Origin of the sequence: Janthinobacterium goodfellowi, assembly GCF_051380695.1 — a bacterium.
Classification (GTDB): Bacteria; Pseudomonadota; Gammaproteobacteria; order Burkholderiales; family Burkholderiaceae_D; genus Janthinobacterium.
On the sequence record NZ_JBNYXN010000004.1, the window covers coordinates 26970 to 52902 of the forward strand.

Genomic DNA, 25933 nt, shown 5'->3' on the forward strand with positions numbered 1-25933 from the left:
CGCGCGCGCTTTCTTTACAGCAGTCCTATTATCGTGCCACGACCGCCTGCATGGCAATGGCCAGCGCGGTGCCGACTTGCGCATTGTGCTTGACCAGGGCGATATTCGTCGCCAGGCTGCGGCCATCCGTCAGCTGCTTGATGCGCGACAGCAGGAATGGCGTGACTTGCTTGCCCTTCACGCCGCCCGCGTCCGCTTCCTGCAAGGCTTGCGTGGTGATCGCATCGATTTCTTCCTTGGGCATCGCTTGCGCGGCGGGCACGGGGTTGCTGACGATCACGCCGCCTTTCAAGCCCAGCTGCCACTTGGTACCGATGAAGGCGGCCTGCTCGGCGGCCGTGTCGAGGCGGAAATCGGCCTTGAAGCCGCTTTCGCGCGTGAAGAAGGCGGGGAAGCCTTCCTGGCCCACGCTGATGACGGGCACGCCGTGGGTTTCCAGGTATTCCAGGGTCAGGCCGATGTCGAGGATGGATTTGACGCCCGCGCAGACGACGGCCACGGACGTGTGCGCCAATTCCTGCAAGTCGGCCGAAATGTCGAAGCTCGTTTCCGCGCCGCGGTGCACGCCGCCGATACCGCCCGTGACGAACACGGCAATACCGGCCAGTTCCGCGCAAATCATGGTGGCGGCCACGGTGGTGGCGCCCAATTTGCCCTGCGACAGGACGAACGGCAGGTCGCGGCGGCTGACCTTCATGGCGTCGGGCGAGGTGCCCAGCAATTCCAGCTGCTCCGGCGACAGGCCCACGCAGATCTTGCCGCCGATGATGGCGATGGTGGCCGGCACGGCGCCGCCGTCGCGGATGATCTGTTCCACTTCGCGCGCCATTTCCACGTTTTGCGGATACGGCATGCCGTGCGAAATGATGGTCGATTCCAGCGCCACGATGGCCTTGCCGGCGGCGCGCGCGTCGAGGACTTCTTGCGAGAACGAGAGGAAGTTATGCAGTTGCGTCATGGGTCAATCCTGTTGAAAGAGGGTAGGGGGAGGGGGCGCCAGGTCGGCGTCGTCGATGTCGTCGAGGGCGCCGGCCGAAATCCGGGGCGAGACGGTGGCAGCCGATTCCAGGGTCATGGCCGCCAGCTTCAGGCCGCGCCGGCAAGCCAGTTTCAAGTCGCCGCTGTCGTGGTAAAGCGACCAGCAGACGGCGGCGGAAAACGCGTCGCCGGCGCCCGTCACGTCGACGGCGTCCACTTCGCGCGCGGCCAGGTGGACGATAGGCGCATCAAGATTGTCGCCATCCGTGAAGTACACGCCTTCGCCGCCGCAGGTGACGATCACCTGGCGCGCGCCCTGGCGCTGCACTTCGCGGCAGGCGGCGCGCACCTCGAACGCCGTCGGCAAGGCCCGCGCCACGCGCGTTTCCAGCTCGCCCCGGTTGAGGATCAGCAGATGCAAGCCCGTCAGGACTTGCGGCAGGTGCGCCATCTTCGGCTGCGAGACGGCGACGATGACCAGCGGCGTCGCGCGGGCCGCATCCTGGCGCGCGTCGGCCAGCAGTGCCTGCACGCTGTCGTGACCCAGGTTCAGGTCGCAGACGGTGAGGGCGGCTGCGGCGCGCTGCGGCTGGCGGCTGTGCAAAAAGGCCGGCGTCAGCTGTTCGTACAGCTGCATGTTGGCCATCGCCAGCAGCATTTCGCCATGTTCGTCGAGCACGGCCGTGTAGGTGCCGCTGCTGGTGTTACTTAAATGCAAGCTGCCGCGCATGTCGATGCCCGCGTCTTCCGCGTGCGTCTGCAGCGCATGGCCGGCCGCGTCGTCGCCCAGCGCCGTCAGCAGGGCGACGGGAATCGACAATCGGGCCAGGTTTTCCGCGATGTTGCGGCCCACGCCGCCAAACACTTCTTCCGAGCGCACGGGATTCGAGGTGCCCATCTGCAAGGTCGCCAGCGTGCGCATCTTGCGGTCGAGGTTGGCGGCGCCTATGCACAGCACGGGGCGGCTGTCGGGCAGCACGTAGGCGCGTCCCAGCAGGCGTCGCTCGCGGATCAAGCCGGCGATGTGGCCGGCGACGGCCGAGCGCGACAAGCCCAGCTCGCTCGCCAGGTCTTGCTGCGAGATGAAGGGGTTGTTGCGGATCAGCGCGTACAACTGGTCTTTTTTATTGGTATCGGTCACAAGGTTTCGCTGAAGGGTTAAACATTTGTCCAAAACTTTAAACATTTGTTCGATTAGTGTCAAGCGGGTGCGAAAAGCGTTCGTATGGAGCTTGTATGCATGCATTTCCCGGCGATTGCCGGGGCGTGGCCGCTGCTGGCGGGCGAGCGCTTGCCTGGACTATAATGTCGGCCATTTATATTTAAATTGTATAAATTGGTAAGAAAAATGGTATTTGCCATACATATTCCGTTTGATGCATAGTGGCGGCAAATAGAGGCAATACGCATTTCGATATACCTGTAACACCATACATACCCGATACCTGAGCCGCAGTCCCTCACCGGGCGCGGCTGCGCAGGCAGCAACCAATCATCATTAGTCAATCAGAGGATAACCATGTCGAACAACGCCCCTTTCCACGCCGCCGAAATCATCCGTGCCCGCGCTCCTGAAAATTTCAAGCCGCGCGTGGCGATGATCCTCGGCTCCGGCCTGGGCGTGTTGGCCGAGCAGATGACGGACGCCGTCAGCATCAGCTTTGACGAATTGCCGGGTTTCCCGATCAGCACCGTGCACGGCCATGCCGGCGAACTGGTGGTAGGTACCCTGTCTGGCGTCGCCGTCGTCTGCATGAAGGGCCGTGGCCATTTCTATGAAGGCTATGGCATGGGCGTGATGACGAGCGCCATCCGCACCTTGAAACTGCTGGGCTGCGAAATGCTGTTCGTCACCAACGCCGCCGGTTCCCTGCGCCCTGAAGTGGACGCCGGCAGTCTGGTGGCCATCAGCGACCATATCAACCTGCTGCCAGGCACGCCGATGGTCGGCCCGAACGACGACCGCTTCGGTCCGCGCTTCTTCAGCATGGCCAACGCCTACGATGCGGATCTGCGCCAGCTGGTCAAGGACACGGCAGCCTCGAATGGCATCACCTTGCACGAAGGCGTGTTCGTCGCCTACCCAGGCCCGAACTTCGAGACGGCCGCCGAAATCCGCATGATGGCCCGCCTGGGCGCCGATACGGTCGGCATGTCCGTGGTGCCGGAAGTGGTGTCGGCCCGTCATTGCGACCTGAAAGTGGTGGGCGTGTCCGTCATCACCAACCTGGCCGAAGGCATGTCGCCATTCGCCCTGTCGCACGAACAAACCCTGAAATACGCGGCCATCGGCGCGAAAGACCTGGTCAAGCTGATCCTGGCATTCCTGGCGACCGTATCGGCTACGCCGCAAGCCTAAGCACTTTTTTTTACGCAGTAGCGGCGCGCCGGCCACCGGCGCTGCCGCGCGGCAGGCAGGGAAAATCCGGCCTACACTGTCCGCATCATCTTTGCATCATTCCATAAAGCGAGCCTTATCATGTCACGCGCATTTATCCTCCTGCTTGATTCCTTCGGCCTTGGCGCGACGCCAGACGCCGCCAAGTATGGCGACGCAGGTGCCAATACCTTTGGCCACATTGCCAGCACTGTCGCCAAAAGCGGCAAGACCTTGAAACTCCCGAACATGGAACGCCTGGGACTGGGCGCCGCGGCGCACCTGGCCAGTGGCGAATGGGCCACCGGCTTCGACCAGCGCGACGGTTTTACCGGCGCCTACGGCGCGGCGCGCGAGCGCTCCACCGGCAAGGACACGCAGAGCGGCCACTGGGAAATCGCCGGCGTGCCCGTCGAATTCGACTGGGGATATTTTCCCCGCACCACGCCGTCGTTCCCGGCCGACCTGACCGACAAACTGAAAGCTCTGTCCGGCGTGCCGGGCTTCCTCGGCGACTGCCATGCCTCGGGCACGGACATCATCAACAAGCATGGCGACGAGCACGTCGCCACCGGCAAGCTGATTATCTATACCTCGGGCGACTCGGTGATGCAGATCGCCGCGCACGAAGAATCGTTCGGCCTCGAGCGCCTGTACGAAGTGTGCGAAATGGCCTTCAAGCTGGTCGAGCCGTACAACATCGGCCGCGTCATCGCGCGCCCGTTCACTGGCAGCAATGGCAACTACACGCGCACGTCCAACCGCCACGATTATGCGGTGGCGCCGCCAAGCAAGACCCTGCTCGACCACGTCAAGGATGCGGGCGGCGAAGTCGTCGGCCTGGGCAAGATCAGCGATATTTTCGCTGCCCAGGGCATTTCGCGCGTCGTCAAGGGCGTCGACAACATGGCGCTGTTCGAAGCGCTGTTGAAGACGGCCGATGAAGTGCAGGACAAGTCGCTCACGTTCGTGAACTTCGTCGATTTCGACCAGGCGTTCGGCCACCGCCGCAACGTCGAAGGCTATGCCGACGCGTTGCGCGAAATGGATGGTCGCCTGCCGGAATTCATGGCCAAGCTGAAGGAAGGCGACCTGGTCGTGATCACCGCCGACCATGGCTGCGACCCCACCTGGCACGGCTCCGACCACACCCGCGAACACATTCCGATGATCTTCTTCGGCCCCGGCGTCGCCCCGCGCGCACTGGGTATTTCCGAGACCTTCTCCGATATTGGCCAAACCCTCGCCAAGCACCTTGGCGTACCACCACTTGCTAATGGAACCAGCTTGTTATGACACTCATGCACCCCGAATTCAAGCGTAACGAGGCCGTTGGCCTCGACCTGGGCTGGATCAACCAGATCCGCGTCAACCGCGCCGCGACGGACCGCCGCGCGGCCAGCCTGGCGAACCGCCGCACGGTGAAAAAGGAATACCAGGCCGCCTGGCTGGTGAAAGCCATTCAGATGATCGACCTGACCACCCTGGGCGGCGACGATACGCCGGGCCGCGTGGAGCGCCTGTGCATGAAGGCCATGCGCCCGCTGCGCGCCGACCTGATGGACGCGCTGGGCTTGACGCAGCTGAGCACCGGCGCCGTATGCGTGTACCACGAGATGATTCAACCTGCCGTGAAAGTCATCCAGGGCCGCTTGCCCATCGCCGCCGTGTCGACGGGTTTCCCGGCTGGCCTGACGAGCATGGAAACGAAGCTGCGCGAAATCGAACTGTCGGTCGCCGCTGGTGCTTCCGAGATCGATATCGTCATCACGCGCCAGCACGTCCTGAACGGCAACTGGCAAGTGCTGTACGACGAAATGCTGGCCTACCGCAAGGCGTGTGGCGAAGCGCACGTGAAGGCGATTCTCGCCACGGGCGACTTGCTGACCATGGAAAACGTGGCCAAGGCGTCGTGGGTCTGCATGATGGCGGGCGCCGATTTCATCAAGACCTCCACCGGCAAGGAAGGCGTGAACGCCACCATCCCCGTGGCCCTGACGATGGTGCGCACGATCCGCGAATACCACGAGCAGACGGGTTTCCAGGTGGGCTTCAAGCCGGCCGGCGGCGTCAGCTCGGCCAAGAGCGCGCTGCAATACCTGACCCTGATGAAGGAAGAACTGGGCAATGAATGGCTGCAGCCGCACCTGTTCCGCATCGGCGCTTCCAGCCTGCTGACCGACATCGAGCGCCAGCTCGAGCACTACGTCACCGGCAGCTATTCGGCCAATCATCGTCACGCACAACCTTAAAGAACAATCGTCATGCCAACAATTAACGAGATTCTCACTACTATGGACTACGGCCCTGCTCCCGAAAGTCAAAAAGAAGCGCAGGCGTGGCTCGACGGCCACCAGCGCAAGTTTGGCCTGTTTATCGACAATGCCTGGAGCGAGCCTGCGGAACTGTTCGCCTCGACCAATCCTGCCGACGGTACGCAGCTGGCCGAGCTGACGCAAGCGAGCGATGCGGACGTGGAACGCGCCGTGGAAGCGGCCCGCCGCGCGCTGCCCGTATGGCAAGGCATGGGCGGCCATGGCCGCGCGAAAGTCATGTACGCGCTGGCCCGCTTGCTGCAAAAGCATTCGCGCCTGTTCGCCGTGCTGGAAACCCTTGACAACGGCAAGACCATCCGCGAAACGCGCGATATCGACCTGCCGCTGGCCGCGCGCCATTTCTACCATCACGCCGGCTGGGCGCAGCTGCAATCGGAAGAATTCGCCGACTACCGCGCCGTGGGCGTGGTGGGCCAGATCGTGCCGTGGAATTTCCCCCTGCTGATGCTGTCGTGGAAAATCGCCCCGGCCCTGGCGGCCGGTAACACGGTCGTCTTCAAGCCGGCCGAATTCACGTCGCTGACCGCCATGCTGTTCGCCGAATTGTGCGTGCAGGCGGGCGTGCCGGCCGGCGTGGTCAATATCGTCACCGGCGACGGTAGAGTGGGCTCGGCCATCGTCAACCACCCTGGCGTCGACAAGATCGCGTTTACGGGTTCCACTGAAGTTGGCCGCTTGATTCGCGTAGCGACGGCCGGCAGCGGCAAGAAGCTGTCCCTCGAATTGGGCGGCAAGTCGCCGTTCATCGTCTTCGAAGACGCGGACCTGGACGGCGCCGTGGAAGGCCTGGTCGATTCGATCTGGTTCAACCAGGGACAAGTCTGCTGCGCCGGCTCGCGCCTGCTGGTGCAGGAATCGGTCCAGGAGCGCTTCCTGAACAAGGTGCGTGCCCGCATGGAAAACCTGCGTCTCGGCTCGCCTCTGGACAAATCGATGGACGTGGGCGCGCTGGTTGACCCCGTGCAGCGCCAGCGCATCGCCGCGCTCGTCGATTCGGCCCGTGCCGAAGGCTGCGACGTGTGGCAACCGGCGTGCGAACTGCCGGCTGACGGCTCGTGGTTCCCGCCTACCCTGATCACGGGCGCGTCGACGTCGGCTGCCGTGGCACAGGCTGAAATCTTCGGCCCCGTGCTGGTGGCCATGAGCTTCCGCACGCCGCCCGAAGCGGTGCAGCTGGCGAACAACACGGTGTACGGCCTGGCCGCCAGCGTGTGGACCGAGTCGATCAGCCTGGCCCTCGATATCGCGCCCGCCATCAAGGCTGGCGTGGTGTGGATCAACAGCGCCAACCAGTTCGATGCGGCCTGCGGCTTCGGCGGCTACCGCGAATCGGGCTTCGGCCGTGAAGGCGGCCGCGAAGGCATGCTGGAATACATGACGGCCCTGGCCGAAGATGCGCGCCCGGCCTTGCCGGTGGTGGAAGCGAAGGCCAAGGGCAACGTGAAGCAGGCGGCAGCCGACCCCTTCGCCATCGACCGCACGGCCAAGATGTACATCGGCGGCAAGCAGGCGCGCCCTGACAGCGCCTACAGCGCGCCCGTGTTCGGCGCGAATGGCGCCCTGCTGGCCGAAGTGGGCGTGGGCAGCCGCAAGGACATCCGCAACGCCGTCGAAGCGGCCCATAAAGCGTCCGGCTGGACCAGCGCCACGGCGCACAACCGCGCGCAAGTGCTGTACTACATCGCCGAAAACCTGGCGGCGCGCGCCGACGAATTCGCCGCCCGCATCGCCGCCATGACGGGCAGTAAAAATCCCGAGAAGGAAGTGCAGGCATCGATCGAACGCCTGTTCTACTACGCCGCCTGGGCCGACAAATACGACGGCCTGGCGCACCAGCCGCCCGCCAAGGGCATCACCGTGGCGCTGAACGAAGCGGTCGGCGTGATCGGCATCGTCTGCCCGAATGAAGCGCCTTTGCTCGGCTTCGTCTCGCTGGTGGCGCCGGCCATCGCGCTGGGCAACCGCGTGGTGGTGGTGCCGTCGGAAGCGCATCCGCTGTCCGCGCTGGACCTGTACCAGGTGTTCGACACCTCCGACCTGCCGGGCGGCGTCGTCAACATCATCAGCGGCAACGCCGATGAACTGGCGCGCACCCTGGCCACGCACGCCGACATCGACGCCGTCTGGCGCCATGACGGCTCCGCCGACGGTTGCGCGGAAGTCGAGCGCCTGTCGGCCGGCACGCTGAAGCGCACCTGGGTCGGCGGCGCGAAGGGCCGCGACTGGTACAGCGCCGCGCAAAGCGGCGGCCGTGCCGTGCTGGCGCATGCGTCGCAAGTGAAAAACGTGTGGATTCCTTACGGCGTCTGATTGACAACTGGAGTTGCAAAGCTGGGGTCAGAACCGTAGGGACTGACCCCAGTCTATTATGATCGGAGTTAATTCATGTTTTTAACCCAGGAAATCATCCGCAAGAAGCGCGACAAGGGCATCCTGAGCGCCGAGGAAATCCAGTTTTTCGTGCGCGGTATCACTGACGGCAGCGTCAGCGAAGGGCAGATCGCGGCGCTCGGCATGGCCGTCTATTTCAACGACATGAACATGGACGAGCGCGTGGCGTTCACCCTGGCCATGCGCGATTCCGGCCAGGTGCTGGACTGGCGCTCGCTGAACCTGCCGGGCCCCATCGTCGACAAGCATTCGACGGGCGGCGTGGGCGACGTCGTCTCCCTGCTGCTGGGCCCCATGGTCGCCGCGTGCGGCGGCTACGTGCCGATGATCTCGGGCCGCGGCCTGGGCCACACGGGCGGCACCCTGGACAAGTTCGACGCCATTCCCGGCTATTGCACGGTGCCGGACAATGCACTGTTCCGCAAGGTGGTGCAGGAGATCGGCGTGGCCATCATCGGCCAGACGGCGCAGCTGGCACCGGCCGACAAGCGCTTCTACAGCATCCGCGACGTCACCGCCACGGTGGAATCGGTGGCCATGATCACCGGCTCCATCCTGTCGAAGAAACTGTCGGCCGGGCTGGACGCGCTGGTGATGGACGTGAAAGTGGGCACCGGCGCCTTCATGCCGACCTACGACAAGTCGGTGGAGCTGGCCGAGAGCATCGTCGCCGTGGGCAATGGCGCGGGCATGCAGACGTCGGCGATTCTGACGGACATGAACGAGTCGCTGGCGCCGTACGCCGGCAATGCGCTGGAAGTGCGCGGCGCCATGGATTACCTGACGGGCCGTTCGCGTCCCGCGCGCCTGCACGAAGTCACCCTGGCGCTGTGCGCCGAGATGCTGGTGCTGGGCGGCCTGGCCGCCAACGAAGACGAAGCGCGCGCGAAATTGATCGCGGCCCTCGATTCGGGCGCGGCGGCCGAGCGCTTTGCGCGCATGGTGTCGGCCCTGGGCGGCCCGGCGGATCTGGTCGAGAACCCGGACAAGCACCTGGAGCAGGCGCCGTTCATCGTGCCGGCGCCGGCGCTGTCCGCCGGCTTTGCCAACGTGCGCGATTGCCGCGCCATCGGCCTGGCCGTGGTGGCATTGGGCGGTGGCCGCCGCCGTCCGAGCGACAGCATCGATTTTGCCGTCGGTCTGACGGACCTCGTGGGCCTGGGCGAGCAGGTGGCCGTTGGCCAGCCGCTGGCCATGGTCCACGCGCGCACGGAAGCGGCGGCGCAGCAAGCCGTCAAGGAAATCCAGGACGCGTATGCCATCAGCGCCGTGGCGCTGGCGGGCAATCCGGTGATTTATCGTACCATTCGTCCGTAACAATTTTTAGCCCCAACGCAGGGTCTGGGGTCGTACCCTGAGAGTCCGACCCCGGCCTTTGCGGGTTTACAGGTAAATAATCAAATGAACAACCAAGAACTGATCGCCGAAGCCAACGCCGGCCGTGAACTGGCCTACGCGCCATACTCGCGCTTCAAGGTGGGTGCGGCGCTGCTGTGCAGGGATGGCCGCGTCTTCCGCGGCTGTAACGTGGAAAACGCCGCCTATGGGCTGTGCAACTGCGCCGAGCGCACGGCGTTTTTCAGCGCCATCGCGCATGGCTGCAAACCGGGCGACTTCGCCAAACTGGCCGTCACGGGCGACACGGTCGAGCCGATTTCGCCATGCGGCGCCTGCCGCCAGGTGATTTTCGAGATGGGCGGCGCCGACCTGCCCGTGATCCTGACGAACCTGAAAAACGATGTCATGGAAGTGACGGCGGGCTGGCTGCTGCCGCACGGCTTCGGCAATTCCGACCTGGACATGAAGTAACAGGATCCGCTTGAACAAGACGATCGATATCCAGGCCGCCGTGGCGATAGCCGCGGCCGAAGCCATGGCAGCGAAGACGCAGGGGACCTTTGGCGTGGGCGGCGTGCTGCTCGATGGCGCCGGCAACGTGCTGCAATCGATGCACAACAACGTCGTGCGCCATGGCCTGGTGTTCGATCCCACCGCGCATGGCGAGCGCCAGCTGGTGGACTGGTATTTCGCCGAGCGCGCCAAGGGCGCACCCTTGCCGCCGCCGGGCGAACTGACCATCGTCACATCGCTCGATCCCTGCTGCATGTGCACGGGCGCCATCCTGGCGGCCGGTTTCAACGTGGTGGTCGCTGCGCCCGACGTCAAGGCGGGCATCAATTACGATGGCAGCGCCACGTTTACGGCCTTGCCGGCGCCGCTGCAGGCGCAGGCCGGCCGCAGTTTTTGCTATCCGGCTGTGCGCGGCGCCACCGAGTATGCGCGCGCCCCGTCCGGCGCCGCGCCCAAATCTTTTTTCATCGGCAAGAGCATCCACGAGGCGACGCAGGCACTGTGTTCGCTCGTGTTCGAAGCGACATCGGCGCAGGTGATGCAGCTGCTGAACGCCGGCGACGATGTGCCCCTGCGCGATCTGGCCGCCTTGCCGCCCGAGCATGCGGTGGTGCGCGCCTTGCGTCGCCGCTATCCCGATGCCCTGACTTACCGTTGCGACCCGCACGCGCCCGATGCGGGCCTGGCGCCATTCCTGCAGGCGGCCATGGAGCAGGACGCGCGCGATGGCGGCCAGGGCGATGCGGCCGCCTTGCTCGATTCCTTCGGCAACCTGCTGCTGTGCATGCCGGGTAAGTTGAGCCAGTCGGCCATCCGCACGCCGTTCATGGAATGCACGCGCCAGTACGCGCAGCTGCGCTATGAATTGATGGCGAATGCGGCGCCGGCGCTGCAGGAAGAAATCAAAAGCTACCTGGGCCACCCCAAGCACGGCACCTTCGTGCTGGCCATCGGCCCGGATGACAGCGCCGCCAGTTTCATGACCCTGGGCGCCTACGGCTCCACCATGGAAGGGGCGCTGCCGGAGAATAATCCCGCACAGTTCCAGTACGTGCGTCCGGCCATGGCACAAGACGCGCTGCTGGCGCTGTGCGAGTCGATGCCGCCCCTGTACCGCAAGCTGATACGCATCCGGCCGCGCCAGGTGGCGAGCCAGGCCCTGGTCCAGGCGCTAGGCTAATCTAGGCGTCATCGTCGGGCAGGTTTTTCAGCAGGAAGTCGCGCACGTTTTCGCCGGCGACGCGGCGGATCTGCGCTTCCGACAGGCCCGCGTCGAGCAGCGCCTGCGTCAGTCGCGGCAAGCCGGCCGCGTCGATGGCCGTGGTGACGGCGCCGTCGAAGTCCGAGCCATAGGCCACGTGTTCGGCGCCGATCAGCTTGACCGTATACTTGATGGCGCGCGCGATCGATGCCACGTCCTTGCCGCAGACGGCCGTATTCCAGAAACCGATGCCCACCAGGCCGCCCTGGGCGGCGATGCGTTTCAATTGGGCGTCGCTCAGGTTGCGCCCGTTGGCGCAGGTGCCGCGCACGCCCGTGTGCGAGACCATCACGGGGCGCTTCGCCAACGTCAGCACGTCATCGATGGTGGCCGGCGAGGCGTGCGCCAGGTCGACGATCATCTTGCGCTGTTCCATGTCGCGCAGCCATTGCCGGCCCAGCGGCGTCAGGCCGCCTTTTTTCAGGCCGTGCTGGGAGCCCGACAGTTCCGTGTCGAAGAAATGCGTGGGCGCGGCCATGCGGTAGCCGGACCGGTACAAGGTATCGAGGTTGTCCAGCTTGCCTTCGAGCGCATGCGCGCCTTCCAGTGTCAGCCAGCCTGCCAGCAGGGCGGGGTCTTTTTCGCGCGCGGCGATGAAGCTGCGCAGCTGGGCGCGGCTGCCGATGACCCGGACCTTGCCATGGCTCTTGGCCGTTTGCTGGCGCAGCTCGTCGGCCTGGTAAGTAGCGCGCCAGCAGGCTGTTCCAGGTGGCGGGCGGCAAGCCTTGCGCCACCACCAGCGCCGTGATGTTGTCCGTGTCGCTGCCGTTGCGCTCGATATTCATCTTGCGCGGCGTCTTGGTAACGACGGAAAAGGCTTGCAGCGCCACGTTGGCCCGCTGCAGGCGGGGGAAGTCGACATGGCCGCGCTGGCTGTCGCGGTTCAGATTGCGTTGCCACAGCAGGCTGTCGGCGTGCAGGTCGGCGATCCACAGGCTCTGGTGCAGGGCCATGGCCGCTGCCGACGGCGCCTTGCCGGACGGCGCATGGACACGGTTGAGGTGTTCGTCGACAAGGACGGGAGCGGACAGGAAACCGCCGATCAGCGCAAGGCTGGCGGCGGTGAGGGTACTGATAATCATTGTTCTCCGTTTTACCATGGATCGTAGGTGCCCAGGCTCCAGAGGTGACCTTCCGGGTCGCGGCAGGTAAAGCCCCGTCCGCCGTAATCTTCATCCTTGATGTCGAGCACGATCTCGGCGCCGGCTTCGCGCGCGCTGCGGTAGACGGCATCGGCATCGCTGACGACCAGGTAGCAGCTTTGCGTGTTGGCGCCGCCGAGTTCGCTTGGCAGTTTCATCAGGCGGCCATAGTCGCTGTCGAGCGCCGGTGCCACCATGACCATGCCGTTGCCAAAGCTCAGTTGCGCATGGGCGACGCCTCCGTTGCCGTCAGGCACGATCAATTGTTTTTCAAAACCGAGCGCCTTGCACAGCCATTCAATGGCGGCGGGCGCGTCGCGGTAGCGCAGGCAGGGAATGGTCGTAGCTATTGTGGCTTTTGCTGTCGTGGTCATCAGAAAACTCCTATGGCTGAAGGGGAGTAGCTTCGATCATGGATCCTGCGTGGCGTTCCGTATCAAAGCCATCCATCTCGATGGCTTTGATGCCCGTCAGTGCCGCGCGCATCCATACTGCCATAGAAACATCATTGCACTCTTGCCACGACGCAAATTTTTATTGCGGCGACTGCTGCGAGCCCGATGCTTTCTGATCTGCGCCCGCATCGTCGCTGTTGCTCGCCCATCTCAGCAGCATGACGAGGGCAAACAGCATGATGGCCAGCGGCAAGATGGTGATCAGGAACGCCAGGCCCAGGCAGCATGCCAGCAACATGGGCCAGGACATGGCGCGCAAGGCGGCCATGCCTTGGCGCGTGTAAGCGCACAGTTCGTTCCAGAAAGCGCTGAAGGAAGTGCTGCCCGGTGCCGAATTGATGTCTTTCATGCCGTTCTCCTGTCGTGTGGGTGCCGCTGCCGTATGCATGCTGGCGATGAAACCACTATAGGCAAATCCTTGCTGCCGGGCATTGCGTATGCGACGAATGGCAGGAATGGCGGATCGAACGGCGACAGGCCGGGACAAGCGGTTATTCGAATACCTTCAGTTTCAGCTGGAAACTGAGAGCGCCATACAGGCGGTCCTTGTAGGACGGCACGATGGCGATATTCACGCCCACGCGCTGGTATTCATAGCTGATGGTGGGGACCAGGGCCGGGAACCAGCCGCCATCGCGCATCTTCGGATAGCCGCTGAAGCCGCCAACGACGGCGCCGATGCGCAGCGGGCCCACCTTGATCGGCTGGTAGTACACGCCCAGGTAGTTCGAGTAGGCGCGGTCGCTATTGTAGAAGCGGCCGGCCGTGACCGACGCGACCGTGGAAAAGCGGTATTCGGCGCCCAGGCCCGGATTGCTGTCGTTCAGGTTCTTGTCGCGCTGAAAGTGATACGAATAAAAGCCCGCGTTGAGCCAGGTTTCGCTGAGCGGCTGGTTGTCGATCATGTTAAACACATCGGCTTGCGCGCCGCAGGCATATGCCAGCATCAGTGCGCCTAGGGACAATCGTTTCATGCGTGCTTCATCCTTATGATTTCATACTTTGTGGGCTGGCCTGGTCTGGCGCTGCCGCGATCGTATCACCAAGTTGGCTGCGCTTCTAAGCAATATTGAAAGTGCAGAACAGACGGCTGTTTGCCCGTCTGTTCAACGCGTCACGAAGATGGCCGGGGCATTCTCCGGGCAGCATCGGGAGAATGATTATCATTGTGCAACTATGTTTGCATTATTGTTATAAAAGTTGTTGGTTTGCGACATGTCAAACACGATGGGTATGATATTCTGGCGTCAAGTTAATTTTCTTTTTGGAAATAAAATGTCAATCATGCCTAAATCATCATTCGTTCTCGTTTTGTCGACCGTGTTTGCCGCCGGCGCCGCGCAAGCCGGTGTGGTCGATTTGGGCATCGGTGGCGCCAATTTGTATTCCCTGAGTAACTTCAGCGCGTCCGGCAGCGATGTCGAAGGCGGCGTGCTGGTTGCCGGTAACTTGACGGCATCGAACTATTCGGTCAATGACAAGAACAAGGATGCCTACGTCACGCATGGCAACACCGGTTATGCGCTGGTCGTTGGCGGCAACCTGAACTACAGCTCCGGCTCGATCAAGAACGGCAATTACTATGTGGGCGGCAGCACGACGACGAGCAGCGTGGGTCTGAACACGGCAAGCAAGACCACGGTGTCGCCCGTGTCGTTCGCCGCGACGTCGGCGCAGCTGAAAAACACCTCGACGTCGCTGGCCAACGTGGCAGCGACGGGCAGCAGCTCCGTCGCCTATGGCGGCATGACCCTGAAGGGCGGCACGGGCAATGTGCAGGTATTCGACCTGACATCTGCGGCGCTGGGCTCGGTGAACAACTTCAAGTTCAGCAACCTGCACACGAACGACACCCTGATCCTCAATATCAGCGGCACGAACGTGAATCTGTCCGGCGGCTACGGCGATTTCAGCAAATACAATGTGCTGTACAACTTTTACGAAGCCAAGAGCCTGACCTTGAACGGCGTGGGCCTGTACGGCAGCGTCCTGGCGCCGCTGGCGACCCTGGCCGGCGGCAATGGCCAGATCAATGGCAGCGTGGTGGTGGGGAACTGGGCCTCGAACATCCAGGTCAATGCGAACCATTATTTCAACCCTACCAACGTGGCCGGTTATGTGTCGGCCGTGCCGGAACCGGAAACCTATGCGATGCTGCTGGCAGGCCTGGGCATGATCGGCTTCATGGCGCGCCGCCGCAAGAGCAAGACGGCAGCGTAAGCGTTCGCGCCGTTCAGGAAACCGCCTGTCGTGGCGGTTTTTTTTCGCCTGCCGGCGGCATGGACACCGCCGCCAGCACCATGTGTGCGATCAGGATTTCGGCATCCTCGTAATCCTTGCGCGTGAGCTGCTTGCGTTCCAGCACCAGGGCCATCTGCGCCGAAAAATCCGCATACGATTGGGTCATGGCCCAGATGGCGAACATCAGATGCGTGGCGTTGACGGGCGCGATCCGGCCGGCGGCGATCCAGGCTTCGAAGACGGCGATATCCTTGCGCAGCAGGGGCACGACCCGGTCGCGTATCTGCGCGCCGTACAGGGGTGCGCCATTGATCACTTCCAGCGCATACACGCGCGAGGCCCATGGCTGTTCACGCGAAAAACGCAGCTTGGCGCCGATATACGCGCGCAGCACGTCGCGCGGCTCGTCGTGTTCATTGGCCAGCATGTCCATGCGCGCCAGCCAGTCGTCGAGCACGTCGTCGAGCACGCGCTGGTACAGCAGCTGCTTGGACGGGAAGTAATACATCAGGTTTTGCTTCGACAGGCCGGCCCGCTCGGCGATGGTGGCGATCGACGCGCCCTCATAGCCGCATTCGGCGAACGCGCGCACGGCTTGCTCCAGGATGTCCGCTTCCAGGCGGTCGCGGTTTTGCAAACGCCGGCCGCCGGCATTTTTCACGGGAAGGGCAGGGGATTTGTCGCTGGCCATGGCGGGTTCTTTAGCGTGGGCGTATCGATTGCAGGAAGGCCTGCAGCACGGGGGTATCGGTGTAGGCCACGTTGAAGCGGAACCACACCGTCTCGGGCGCGCGCAGCATGAAAAATTCGTTCGGCGACAGCAGGATGCCCGCCTTCAAGGCCATGTCGGCGATGACCTTTCCATTCCATTCCGGCGTTTGCACGTCGGGCCAGCCGGCGCTGACGAACATGCCGCCGCGGGGCCGCGCCACGGGCGCCATGCCCGCCTGCGCCAGGCAGTCGATGCTGCGCTCGCGGGCCGCATCGAGCTGCGCCACCAGCCGTTCGACCATGCGCTTGTAGGGCCGCGCGCAGACGGCGTGGTAGACGGCGCGCTCGTTGATTTCCGACGTCGTCAACCCTGCCAGCATTTTGACGCGCACCAGTTCTGCCACCAGCGGCGGCGAGGCGCAAATCGATCCCACGCGCAGCACGGGCGACAGGGTCTTGGAAAAACTGCCCACGCGGATCACGCGGCGCAAGCCGTCCATCGCCGCCAGCGACGCTTCGCCGCGCGCCGCCAGTTCGCGGTAGATATCATCTTCCACCAGCCAGAAATCGAATTGCTCGGCCAGCGCCAGCAGGCGATGCGCCTGCGCCTGGCTCAGGGAAGTACCGAGCGGATTTTGCAGCACCGTGTTGACGAACATGAGCTTCGGCTGCGCGCGCGCGGCTTCAACGGCCAGCGCATCGAGATCGAGGCCCGCTTCGCCGCGGTGGACGCCCACGGGGATGCAGCCATGGTGGCGTATCAGCGACTGCAGGTTGCTGTAGCCGGGGTCTTCCACCAGCACCGTGTCGCCCGGCTTGGTCAGGCTGCGCAGGATCAGGTCGAAGGCATGCGTGGCGCCGTGCGTCAGCAGGACCTGGTCCGGCTCCACCTGGAACAGCTCTTCCGACAGGCTGGTTGCCAGGTGCTGGCGCAGCGAGGGAAAGCCGAGAGGGTGGCCATAGCCGCGCAGGCGGCTGGCGGGAATGCGCATGGCCTGGCGCACGGCGTCGAGCACGGTCGCTTCGCCATACATCTCGGGCGGCAGCCAGCCCGCGCCCACGGGCAGCGCATCGGACACGCCCGAATACAGGTCCGGCGTGAGGGCGTCGATGGCCGTGGGGCTCGCATGCACGGCCAATTGCGGCGAGGCGGCGATATCGTGGCGCGCGACGAAATAGCCGGAGCCGCGCCGCGACGACAGCAAACCGAGGTTGACCAGGCGGTCATACGATTCGACGACGGTAAACGTCGACACGCCATTGCAGCGGGCGAACTGGCGCACGGACGGCATGCGCGTGCCGATGCGCAGGGCGCGGCTGCCCACCATGACGCTGATGGCGATGACGATCTGCTCGACGAGGCCGCCCTTCTTCTGGCGGTCGATGTCGAGCACAGGCCAGCCGCTGGCTTGCTCGGGGGCATCGTCTGTGCTGTCGCTGTGCTTCACGGTGGCTCCTTATGCTGCCTTGCACAAAACTGTAGTGGTTTTTCGACCTGTACGGTTGGGATACTTTGCCGTTTGTGTATCTGTGCCATTGGGGATGGCCTGTCTATTATTACATCAGCTTTTTGCCAACTGGTAAATTATTTTACGCTTCGTCAAAAACGATCCTGGCCCCCGCGCCAGCCCATCCCAAGGAGAAGGTCATGAACGAAACAAGGCCGGAATCGATGTCGGCATTCTGGATGCCGTTTACGAATAACCGCGATTTCAAGGCCAATCCGCGCCTGCTGGTGTCGGCCGAAGGCATGTACTACAAGGACGTCGATGGCAACGCCATCCTCGATGGCACGGCGGGCCTGTGGTGCGTGCCGTGCGGCCATGCGCAGCCGAAAATCGTCGGCGCCATCCGCGACATGGTGGGCCAGCTCGACTTCGCCCCCACTTTCCAGATGGGCCATCCTGCCGCCTTCGACCTGGCGGAAAAACTGATGGACTACACGGGTCACAAGTTCGGCCACGTGTTTTATACGAATTCCGGCTCCGAAGCCGTCGACACGGCGTTGAAGATTGCGCTGGCCTACCATCGGGCGCGCGGCGAGGGTGCACGCACGCGCCTGATCGGCCGCGAACGCGGTTACCACGGCGTGGGCTTCGGCGGCATTTCCGTGGGCGGCATCGGCGGCAACCGCAAGACCTTCGGCCCCTTGCTGCCGGGCGTGGACCACCTGCCGCACACGCATAACCTGGACAAGAATGCCTATACGGTGGGCGAGCCCGAATACGGCACCCACCTGGCCGATGAACTGGAACGCATCGTCGCCCTGCACGACGCCTCGACGATCGCCGCCGTCATCGTCGAACCGGTGGCCGGTTCCACGGGCGTGCTGATTCCGCCGAAAGGCTATCTGAAGCGCTTGCGCGAACTGTGCACCAAGCATGGCATCCTGCTGATTTTCGATGAAGTCATCACGGGCTTCGGCCGCATGACGACGCCGTTCGCGGCCGACTATTTCGACGTCGAGCCGGACCTGATGACGACGGCCAAGGGACTGACCAACGGCATGGTGCCGATGGGCGCCGTGTTCAGCAAAAAGTATATCCACGATGCCTTCATGGATGCGCCACCAGGCATCGAACTGTTCCACGGCTATACCTATTCCGGCCACCCGCTGGCCTGCGCCGCCTCGCTGGCCACCTTGCAGGTGTTCGAGGAGCAGGACATCCTGGGCCACGCGAAAGCGATGCAGGCGTATTGGAGCGACGCCGTGCATTCCTTGAAAGGCTTGCCGCACGTGATCGACCTGCGCAGCATTGGCCTGATCGCCGGCATCGAACTCGATCCCATCGCCGGCAAGCCGGGCACGCGCGCCTTCAACGCCTTCAAGCAGGCCTTCGCCGACGGTGTGCTGATACGCACGACGGGCGACATCATCGCGCTGTCGCCGCCGCTGGTACTGGAAAAACAGCATGTCGACGAGCTGTTTGGCAAGCTGGCCAAGGTACTCAAAAATCTCGACTAAGGAACACCATGAACGATCTCGACACGATTACCCACTTCATCAACGGCGCCCAGGTCGACACCCGCAGCGGCCGCTACGGCGACGTCTACAATCCCGCCCTGGGCGAGCCTGTGGCGCGCGTGGCGCTGGGCACCGTGGAAGACGTGGACGCGGCCGTGCAGGCGGCGGCCGCCGCCTTCCCCTCGTGGTCGGCCACGCCGCCGCTGACGCGCGCCAGGGTCCTGTTCCGCTATCTGCAGCTGTGCCAGCAGCACACGGACGAATTTGCCGCCATGCTCACGCGCGAGCATGGCAAGACCTTTGCCGATGCCCAGGGCGAGGTGGCGCGCGGCATCGAGATGGTGGAGTTTGCCGTCGGCATACCGCAACTGCTGAAGGGCGAATTCACGGACCAGATTTCGCGCGGCATCGATGCCTGGTCCATGCGCCAGGCGCTGGGCGTGGTGGCCGGCATCACGCCATTCAATTTTCCCGTGATGGTGCCGATGTGGATGTTCCCCGTCGCCATCGCTTGCGGCAATACCTTCGTCTTGAAACCGTCCGAGCGCGATCCGTCCGCGTCCCTGCTGCACGCGAAACTGCTGAAAGAAGCGGGCTTGCCCGACGGCGTCTTCAACGTGGTGCAGGGCGACAAGGTGACGGTCGACGCTCTGCTCGACCACCCCGTGGTGCAGGCGATCAGCTTTGTCGGCTCGACGCCGATCGCCGAATACATCTATGCGCGCGGCAGCGCCAGCGGCAAGCGCGTGCAAGCTTTGGGTGGCGCGAAAAACCACATGGTGGTGATGCCGGACGCGGACATGGAGATGACGGTCGACGCGCTGATCGGCGCGGCCTATGGTTCTGCGGGCGAGCGTTGCATGGCCATCTCCGTCGTGGTGGCCGTGGGCGACGCGGGCGACAAGTTGATCGATGCACTGGCAACGCGCACGGCCGCACTGAAAGTGCGCGACGGCATGGAGCATGGTGCGGAAATGGGGCCGGTCGTGTCGCTGGCGGCCAAGCAGCGGATCGAAAAACTCATCGCCTCGGGCGTGGAGCAGGGCGCGACGCTGGTGGTCGATGGGCGCAACCATGTGGTACCTGGCCGCGAGAACGGCTTCTTCGTCGGCGGCACCTTGTTCGACCATGTGACGCGCGACATGAGCATCTACAAGGAAGAAATTTTCGGCCCCGTGCTGTGCGTGCTGCGCTGTCCTGACGTGGTGCAGGCGGTGGAGCTGATCAACGCCAACGAGTATGGCAACGGCGTGGCCATCTACACGCGCGACGGCGGCGTGGCGCGCGAATTCGTGCGCCAGATCCAGGTCGGCATGGTGGGCGTCAACATCCCCTTGCCCGTGCCGATGGCCTTCAACAGTTTCGGCGGCTGGAAGCGCAGCATGTTCGGCGACCACCACGCGTATGGCCCTGAAGGCGTGCGCTTCTACACGCGCCACAAGGCCGTGATGCAGCGCTGGCCGAACACGGCAAGCGCTGGTGTGGAATTTGCTTTTCCCCAGATGAAGTAAGGGTTTCAGACGACAAATTGGCCGCACATAAAAAGAGGAATACGCGATGATCGAGTCCTTGAGTTATTTACCGCATCCCGCCCTGCCCAACGAGGAATTGGCGGGCCATTTCACGGACCTGGCGCCGCCCCTGACGGCGCGCCAGGCCGCCATCGAAAGCGCCCGCTGCCTGTATTGCTACGACGCGCCGTGCAGCCGCATCTGTCCGTCGGAAATCGACGTGGCCAGCTTCATCCGCAATATCCACGACAAGAACATCAACGGCGCCGCCGCCGGCATCCTGAAACAGAACATCCTCGGCGGCAGCTGCGCCCGCGTCTGTCCCACGGAAATCCTGTGCGAGGATGTCTGCGTGCGCAATCACGACGCCGAAGGCCAGCCCGTCAAGATCGGCCTCTTGCAGCGCTACGCCGTCGACCACATGCACTTCACCAGCCACCCGTTCAAACGGGCGGCAAGCACGGGCAAGACGATTGCCATCGTCGGCGCGGGCCCTAGCGGCCTGTCGTGCGCGCACCGCCTGGCCATGCTGGGCCACGACGTGGTGATCTTTGAAAAAGAGGACAAGGCGGGCGGCCTGAATGAATACGGCATCGCCAAGTACAAGCTGACAGACGATTTCGCGCAGAAGGAAGTTGAATTTTTACTGGGCATCGGAGGCATCGAGATCCGATGTCGCCAGGCGCTGGGCGAAAACGTGCAGCTGCGCGACTTGCATGCGCAGTACGACGCCGTCTTCCTCGGCCTGGGCCTGGGCGCCAGCCGCAAGCTGGGCTTGACTGGCGAAGAGGCCCCGGGCTTGCTGGCCGCCGTCGATTACATCGCCGCGCTGCGCCAGGCGGACGACCTGGCCGCGCTGCCCGTACCGAAACGGGCGATCGTGATTGGTGCCGGCAATACGGCCATCGACATGGCCGTGCAGATTCAGCGTCTGGGTGCCGAGGAAGTCACCCTGGTCTACCGGCGCGGTTTCGACGCCATGACGGCCACCCACCACGAACAGGAGATCGCCAAGGCGAACCAGGTGCGCATGCTGACGTGGGCCCAGCCGCAGCAGGTGCTGCTCGATCCTGCCGGCAAGGTGGCCGGCATGCGTTTCGAGAAAACGCGCATGCAGGGCACGCGCCTGGCGGGCACCGGCGAAACGTTCGACGTGGCGGCCGACGCCATCTTCAAGGCCATCGGCCAGAGCCTTGATACGCAGGTGCTGCATGACCCGATGGCATCCTTGTTGCAGCGTGAAGGCGACAAGATCGCCGTCGACGCGGGTTTTCGCACAGTGCTGCCGGGGATCTACGCGGGCGGCGACTGCGTGGCGCCGGGGCAGGACTTGACGGTGCAAGCCGTCCAGCATGGCAAGCTGGCCGCACTGGCCATCCATTCCGATTTGTTGAATAAAGTGGAGGCTGCATAATGGCTGATCTCAGTATCGAATTTTGCGGCATCAAGGCACCGAACCCCTTCTGGCTGGCGTCCGCACCGCCGACCGACAAGGCCTACAACGTGGTGCGCGCCTTTGAGGCGGGGTGGGGCGGCGTCGTGTGGAAGACGCTGGGTGAAGACCCGGCCGCCGTCAACGTCTCGTCGCGCTATTCCGCCCTGTACGGCAAGAACCGCGAAGTGGTCGGTTTCAATAACATCGAGCTGATTACCGACCGTTCGCTGGAGATCAACCTGCGCGAAATCACGCAGGTGAAAAAGGACTGGCCCGACCGCGCCATGATCGTCTCCCTGATGCTGCCCTGCGAAGAGCACTATTGGGCCGACATCCTGCCCAAGGTCGAAGCGACGGGGGCGGATGGCATCGAGCTCAATTTCGGATGCCCGCACGGCATGCCGGAGCGGGGCATGGGCGCGGCGGTGGGCCAGGTGCCCGAGTATGTGCAGATGGTGACCGCCTGGTGCAAGAAGCACAGCCGACTGCCCGTCATCGTCAAGCTCACGCCCAACATCACGGACGTGCGCATGCCGGCGCGCGCGGCCAAGGCGGGCGGCGCGGACGCCGTCTCGCTGATCAACACCATCAATTCGATCACCTCGCTGGACCTGGACCGCATGGTGGCCTTGCCCATCGTGGGCGGCGCCAGCACGCACGGCGGCTATTGCGGGTCCGCCGTGAAGCCCATCGCCCTGAACATGGTGGCGGAAATCGCCCGCGATCCGCAGACGCGCGGCTTGCCCATTTCCGGCATCGGCGGCATCGGCAACTGGCGCGACGCGGCCGAATTCATCGCCCTGGGCGCCGGCTGCGTGCAGGTGTGCACGGCCGCCATGCTGCATGGCTTCCGCATCGTCGAAGAAATGAAGGATGGCCTGTCGCGCTGGATGGATGAAAAGGGCTATGCACGCATCAGCGACTTTTCCGGCAAGGCCGTGGCCAACACGACAGACTGGAAATACCTGGACATGAATTACCAGGTCATTGCGCAGATCAACCAGGATGACTGCATCAAATGCGGCAAGTGCTACGTCGCTTGCGAAGACACGTCGCACCAGTCGATTGCGCAACTGATCGACGCCGCCGGCACGCGCACGTATGAGGTGATCAAGGAGGAATGCGTGGGCTGCAACCTGTGCGAAATCACCTGTCCGGTGCAGGGCTGCATCACGATGGTGCCGCAGGTTACGGGCAAGCCGTACATGAACTGGACGCAGGATCCTCGCAACCCCCGGGCATTGGCGGAATCGGTATAGGGCACGTTTTTTGCGTACGTATATTTTATAAACAGTTGCCCAACTTTGCAGTAAGCTAGGCCGCAGCCGTTTTTAAAACGCCCAACCTCCCAACCGATGGAGCAAACCTGTGAACCACGACTATTCAGGCAATACGCAACTCTGGAATGAAGACCTGGCGCCCACCACGGCGGCGCAGCGCACCTGGCGCTGGTATCACTTTGCCGCGCTGTGGGTGGGCATGGTGATGTGCATTCCCGCCTATACCCTGTCGGCCAGCCTGATCGACAGCGGCATGTCCGGTTACCAGGCCGTGCTCACGGTCTTTCTCGCCAACGCCATCGTGCTCTTGCCCATGCTGCTGATCGGCCATGCGGGCACCAAGTACGGCATCCCGTATGCCGTGCTGGCGCGCGCCTCGTTCGGCACCATGGGCGCGCGCCTGCCGGCATTGATGCGCGCCATCGTCGCCTGCGGCTGGTACGGCATCCAGACCTGGTTCGGCGGGCAGATGATCTACACCCTGATGGGCGTGCTGATGGGCCATGAACTGGGCGGCGAAAAGATCGCGGGCCTGGGCATCAACGGCAGCCAGCTGCTGTGCTTCCTGGCTTTCTGGGCCATCCAGTTCTATTACATCCTGCACGGCATGGAATCGATCCGCAAGCTCGAAACCTACACGGCGCCCCTGAAAATCCTGATCTGCTTCGTGCTGCTGTACTGGGTGCACAGCAAGGCAGGCGGCGTGGCCAGCCTGCTGGACCAGCCGTCGCAATTCATCCCCGGCGGTAAAAAGGCGGGCCAGTTCTGGAGCGTCTTCTGGCCATCGCTCACCGCCATGGTGGGTTTCTGGGCCACCCTGGCCTTGAACATTCCCGACTTCACGCGCTTTGCCAAAACCCAGCGCGACCAGATCGTGGGCCAGTCGGTCGGCTTGCCCGTGCCCATGGGTTTGCTGGCCATGCTGGCCGTGATCGTCACTGCCGGTTCGGTCGTCATGTACGGCAAGGCCATCTGGGACCCCGTCGACCTGGCCAGCCGCATGACGGGCGCCGCCGTGCTGATCGCCCTGATCATCCTCCTGATCGACACGGTCAGCGTCAACCTGGCGGCCAACCTGGTCGGGCCGGCGTATGACTTTTCCTCGCTGGCGCCGAAGCAGATTTCGTACAAGATGGGCGGCTACATCACGGCCTTCATCGCCATCGTCATGATGCCGTGGAAGGTGCTTGAGTCGACACAGGGCTATATCTTCACTTGGCTGATCGGCTACTCGGCCCTGCTGGGCCCCATCGCCGGCATCCTCATCGTCGACTATTATTTTGTGCGCAAGACGCAGCTCGACGTCAGGCAGTTGTACCGCGATGACGGCATCTACTCGTATGGCAATGGCTGGAACATGGCGGCGCTGATCGCCTTTGTCATCGCCGTGCTGCCGAATATCCCGGGCTTTTTGAACGCGGCCTTTCCCACGGCGTTTCCCGGCGTGGGCGAAGGCTTCAAAACCATCTATACCTACGCCTGGTTCGTGGGCGTGGCCATCGCCGCAGTCGTCTACGGCGTCATGATGAAGGGCAAGGTAGCTGCGCGCGTACAGCAGGCGCCGCAGTCCTGATCTTTTCGAGAGGGAGACAAGATGACTACACTGATACGTGGCGGTACCGTCGTCAACGCCGACCGCGCGTTTCGCGCCGATGTGCTGATCGAGGGCGACACCATCGCCGCCGTCGGCGAGAACCTGGCGCTGCCGGCCGGCGCCACCGTGATCGACGCGGGCGGCCTGTACGTGATGCCGGGCGGGATAGACACGCACACGCACATGAATCTGCCCTTCATGGGCACCGTGACGTCCGACGATTTTTTCACGGGCACGGCGGCGGGACTGGCGGGCGGGACCACCACCATCATGGACTTTGTCATCCCCGCGCCGAAGCAGTCGCTGATCGAGGCCTATCACCAGTGGCGCGAGTGGTCGGCCAAGGCGGCCGGCGACTACACCTTCCACGTGGCGATCACATGGTGGAGCGAACAGGTACATGAAGAGATGGGCACCCTCGTGCGCGAGCATGGCGTGAACAGCTTCAAGCACTTCATGGCCTATAAAAATGCCATCATGGCCGACGATGAAACCCTGGTGAAAAGCTTTACCCGTTCCTTGGAGCTGGGGGCGCTGCCCACCGTGCATGCGGAGAATGGCGAGCTGGTTTTCCAGTTGCAGCAAGCCTTGTTGAAGAAGGGAATTACCGGGCCGCAGGCGCACCCGCTGTCGCGCCCACCGGCCGTGGAAGCGGAGGCGGCCAACCGCGCCATCGCGATCGCCAACGTTTTGAATACGCCCGTGTACATCGTGCACGTCTCGTGCGCGGAGTCGCTCGACGCCATCACGCGCGCACGCGCCAACGGCCAGCGCGTGTATGGCGAAGCGCTGGCGGGCCACCTGGTGATCGACGACAGCGTCTACCAGAGCGACGATTTCGACTACGTGGCGGGCCACGTCATGAGCCCGCCGTTCCGCGGCAAGCACCATCAATCGGCTTTGTGGCACGGCCTGCAAAGCGGCAACCTGCACACGACGGCCACCGACCACTGCACCTTCTGCGCCGAGCAGAAGGCGGCCGGCAAGAATGACTTTACGCGCATCCCGAACGGCTGCGGCGGCGTCGAGGAACGCATGGTCGTGGTGTGGGACGCAGGCGTCAATTCCGGCATGCTCACGCCCTCCGAATTCGTCAAGGTGTCATCGACCAATGCGGCGCAGATATTCAATATGTATCCGCGCAAGGGCGTCATCGCCGCAGGCAGCGATGCCGATATCGTGCTGTGGGACCCGCAAGGCACGCGCACCATTTCCGCCGCCACCCAGTTCGCCAAGGGAGGCTTCAATGTCTTCGAAGGGCGCACCGTGCGCGGCATCCCCCGCACAACGATTGCCGCCGGCAAGGTGGTATTTCACCAAGGCGAACTGACGGCCGTCGCGGGCGCGGGGCGCTATATCGAACGCCCGGCCTTTTCCGCCACCACCGCATGAAGTCAGGAGACAA

General features: G+C 63.6%; 23 protein-coding genes. 15 read left to right on the forward strand and 8 right to left on the reverse strand.

The features are described from left to right. Positions 1–28: 28 nt before the first annotated feature. Positions 29–949, reverse strand: coding sequence for a pseudouridine-5'-phosphate glycosidase (locus ACQ4WQ_RS16140; protein WP_436499157.1), 921 nt, complete (start codon positions 947–949; stop codon positions 29–31). A gap of 12 nt (positions 950–961) precedes the next feature. Further along, a complete protein-coding gene (locus tag ACQ4WQ_RS16145) occupies positions 962–2119 on the reverse strand; it encodes a carbohydrate kinase (RefSeq protein WP_436498376.1) in 1158 nt (385 codons plus the stop codon). 378 nt (positions 2120–2497) lie between these two features. Between ACQ4WQ_RS16145 and xapA the strand changes: the two genes are divergently transcribed. The 7 genes from xapA (at position 2498) to ACQ4WQ_RS16180 (ending at position 11113) form a co-directional block, all read left to right on the forward strand. Further along, positions 2498–3337, forward strand: a complete 840-nt coding sequence (gene xapA, locus ACQ4WQ_RS16150; protein ID WP_076568967.1) for a xanthosine phosphorylase — start codon at positions 2498–2500, stop codon at positions 3335–3337. 120 nt (positions 3338–3457) lie between these two features. Beyond that, positions 3458–4651 (forward strand): phosphopentomutase, encoded by a 1194-nt coding sequence (locus ACQ4WQ_RS16155; protein WP_436498378.1) that lies wholly within the window; start codon positions 3458–3460, stop codon positions 4649–4651. Continuing rightward, on the forward strand, positions 4648–5607 hold the full coding sequence (gene deoC / locus ACQ4WQ_RS16160) for a deoxyribose-phosphate aldolase (protein ID WP_034785577.1): 960 nt from the start codon (positions 4648–4650) through the stop codon (positions 5605–5607). Before ACQ4WQ_RS16155 ends, deoC begins: the two co-directional genes overlap by 4 nt. Before the next feature lie 12 nt (positions 5608–5619). Continuing rightward, a complete protein-coding gene (locus ACQ4WQ_RS16165) occupies positions 5620–8001 on the forward strand; it encodes an aldehyde dehydrogenase family protein (RefSeq protein WP_436498380.1) in 2382 nt (793 codons plus the stop codon). A gap of 75 nt (positions 8002–8076) precedes the next feature. Beyond that, positions 8077–9399 (forward strand): thymidine phosphorylase, encoded by a 1323-nt coding sequence (deoA, locus tag ACQ4WQ_RS16170; RefSeq protein ID WP_436498382.1) that lies wholly within the window; start codon positions 8077–8079, stop codon positions 9397–9399. Between the two features lie 84 nt (positions 9400–9483). Further along, positions 9484–9891 (forward strand): cytidine deaminase, encoded by a 408-nt coding sequence (locus ACQ4WQ_RS16175; protein ID WP_436498384.1) that lies wholly within the window; start codon positions 9484–9486, stop codon positions 9889–9891. Positions 9892–9895: 4 nt separating this feature from the next. Then, positions 9896–11113 carry a nucleoside deaminase gene (locus ACQ4WQ_RS16180; RefSeq protein ID WP_436499159.1) on the forward strand — a complete coding sequence of 406 codons (1218 nt, stop codon included), beginning with the start codon at positions 9896–9898 and terminating at the stop codon, positions 11111–11113. A 1-nt stretch (position 11114) separates the two neighbouring features. Here ACQ4WQ_RS16180 and ACQ4WQ_RS16185 read toward each other — a convergent pair whose 3' ends face one another. Continuing rightward, the gene (locus ACQ4WQ_RS16185; protein ID WP_436499161.1) at positions 11115–11975 is read right to left on the reverse strand and encodes a dipeptidase; all 861 of its coding nucleotides are present in this window, start codon (positions 11973–11975) and stop codon (positions 11115–11117) included. Here ACQ4WQ_RS16185 and ACQ4WQ_RS16190 point away from each other — a divergent pair. Next, positions 11920–12303 carry a hypothetical protein gene (locus ACQ4WQ_RS16190; protein WP_436498386.1) on the forward strand — a complete coding sequence of 128 codons (384 nt, stop codon included), beginning with the start codon at positions 11920–11922 and terminating at the stop codon, positions 12301–12303. The two genes, ACQ4WQ_RS16185 and ACQ4WQ_RS16190, sit on opposite strands and share 56 nt — an antisense overlap. On the opposite strand, the gene ACQ4WQ_RS16195 is transcribed toward ACQ4WQ_RS16190, so the two are convergent. From ACQ4WQ_RS16195 to ACQ4WQ_RS16205, 3 genes are all read right to left on the reverse strand, one after another. Then, positions 12288–12710: a VOC family protein gene (locus tag ACQ4WQ_RS16195; RefSeq protein WP_326456582.1), complete on the reverse strand. Its 423-nt coding sequence runs from the start codon at positions 12708–12710 to the stop codon at positions 12288–12290. The two genes, ACQ4WQ_RS16190 and ACQ4WQ_RS16195, sit on opposite strands and share 16 nt — an antisense overlap. A gap of 160 nt (positions 12711–12870) precedes the next feature. Beyond that, positions 12871–13140, reverse strand: coding sequence for a hypothetical protein (locus ACQ4WQ_RS16200; RefSeq protein WP_326456581.1), 270 nt, complete (start codon positions 13138–13140; stop codon positions 12871–12873). 142 nt (positions 13141–13282) lie between these two features. Next, on the reverse strand, positions 13283–13765 hold the full coding sequence (locus ACQ4WQ_RS16205; RefSeq protein ID WP_070219311.1) for a hypothetical protein: 483 nt from the start codon (positions 13763–13765) through the stop codon (positions 13283–13285). A gap of 310 nt (positions 13766–14075) precedes the next feature. On the opposite strand from ACQ4WQ_RS16205, the gene ACQ4WQ_RS16210 reads away from it, so the two are divergent. Then, positions 14076–15011, forward strand: a complete 936-nt coding sequence (locus ACQ4WQ_RS16210) for a choice-of-anchor A family protein (RefSeq protein WP_436498389.1) — start codon at positions 14076–14078, stop codon at positions 15009–15011. 13 nt (positions 15012–15024) lie between these two features. Here ACQ4WQ_RS16210 and ACQ4WQ_RS16215 read toward each other — a convergent pair whose 3' ends face one another. Both ACQ4WQ_RS16215 and ACQ4WQ_RS16220 read right to left on the reverse strand, forming a co-directional pair. After that, a complete protein-coding gene (locus ACQ4WQ_RS16215; RefSeq protein WP_326456579.1) occupies positions 15025–15723 on the reverse strand; it encodes a TetR/AcrR family transcriptional regulator in 699 nt (232 codons plus the stop codon). Positions 15724–15733: 10 nt separating this feature from the next. Then, positions 15734–17191 (reverse strand): aminotransferase-like domain-containing protein, encoded by a 1458-nt coding sequence (locus ACQ4WQ_RS16220; RefSeq protein ID WP_436498391.1) that lies wholly within the window; start codon positions 17189–17191, stop codon positions 15734–15736. A 200-nt stretch (positions 17192–17391) separates the two neighbouring features. Here ACQ4WQ_RS16220 and aptA point away from each other — a divergent pair, with 200 nt between their 5' ends. The 6 genes from aptA (at position 17392) to hydA (ending at position 25920) form a co-directional block, all read left to right on the forward strand. Next, complete coding sequence (gene aptA, locus ACQ4WQ_RS16225) at positions 17392–18708, forward strand: omega-aminotransferase AptA (RefSeq protein WP_436498393.1); 1317 nt, start codon at positions 17392–17394, stop codon at positions 18706–18708. Positions 18709–18716: 8 nt separating this feature from the next. Beyond that, positions 18717–20219: a CoA-acylating methylmalonate-semialdehyde dehydrogenase gene (locus ACQ4WQ_RS16230; protein ID WP_436498395.1), complete on the forward strand. Its 1503-nt coding sequence runs from the start codon at positions 18717–18719 to the stop codon at positions 20217–20219. Positions 20220–20265: 46 nt separating this feature from the next. Then, the gene (locus tag ACQ4WQ_RS16235) at positions 20266–21633 is read left to right on the forward strand and encodes an NAD(P)-dependent oxidoreductase (RefSeq protein WP_436498397.1); all 1368 of its coding nucleotides are present in this window, start codon (positions 20266–20268) and stop codon (positions 21631–21633) included. Next, the gene (gene preA, locus ACQ4WQ_RS16240) at positions 21633–22913 is read left to right on the forward strand and encodes an NAD-dependent dihydropyrimidine dehydrogenase subunit PreA (RefSeq protein ID WP_436498399.1); all 1281 of its coding nucleotides are present in this window, start codon (positions 21633–21635) and stop codon (positions 22911–22913) included. Before ACQ4WQ_RS16235 ends, preA begins: the two co-directional genes overlap by 1 nt. Positions 22914–23022: 109 nt before the next feature. Next, positions 23023–24507 carry an NCS1 family nucleobase:cation symporter-1 gene (locus ACQ4WQ_RS16245; protein ID WP_326456573.1) on the forward strand — a complete coding sequence of 495 codons (1485 nt, stop codon included), beginning with the start codon at positions 23023–23025 and terminating at the stop codon, positions 24505–24507. A gap of 21 nt (positions 24508–24528) precedes the next feature. Then, positions 24529–25920, forward strand: a complete 1392-nt coding sequence (gene hydA, locus ACQ4WQ_RS16250) for a dihydropyrimidinase (RefSeq protein WP_436498401.1) — start codon at positions 24529–24531, stop codon at positions 25918–25920. The last annotated feature ends 13 nt before the right edge of the window (positions 25921–25933 follow it).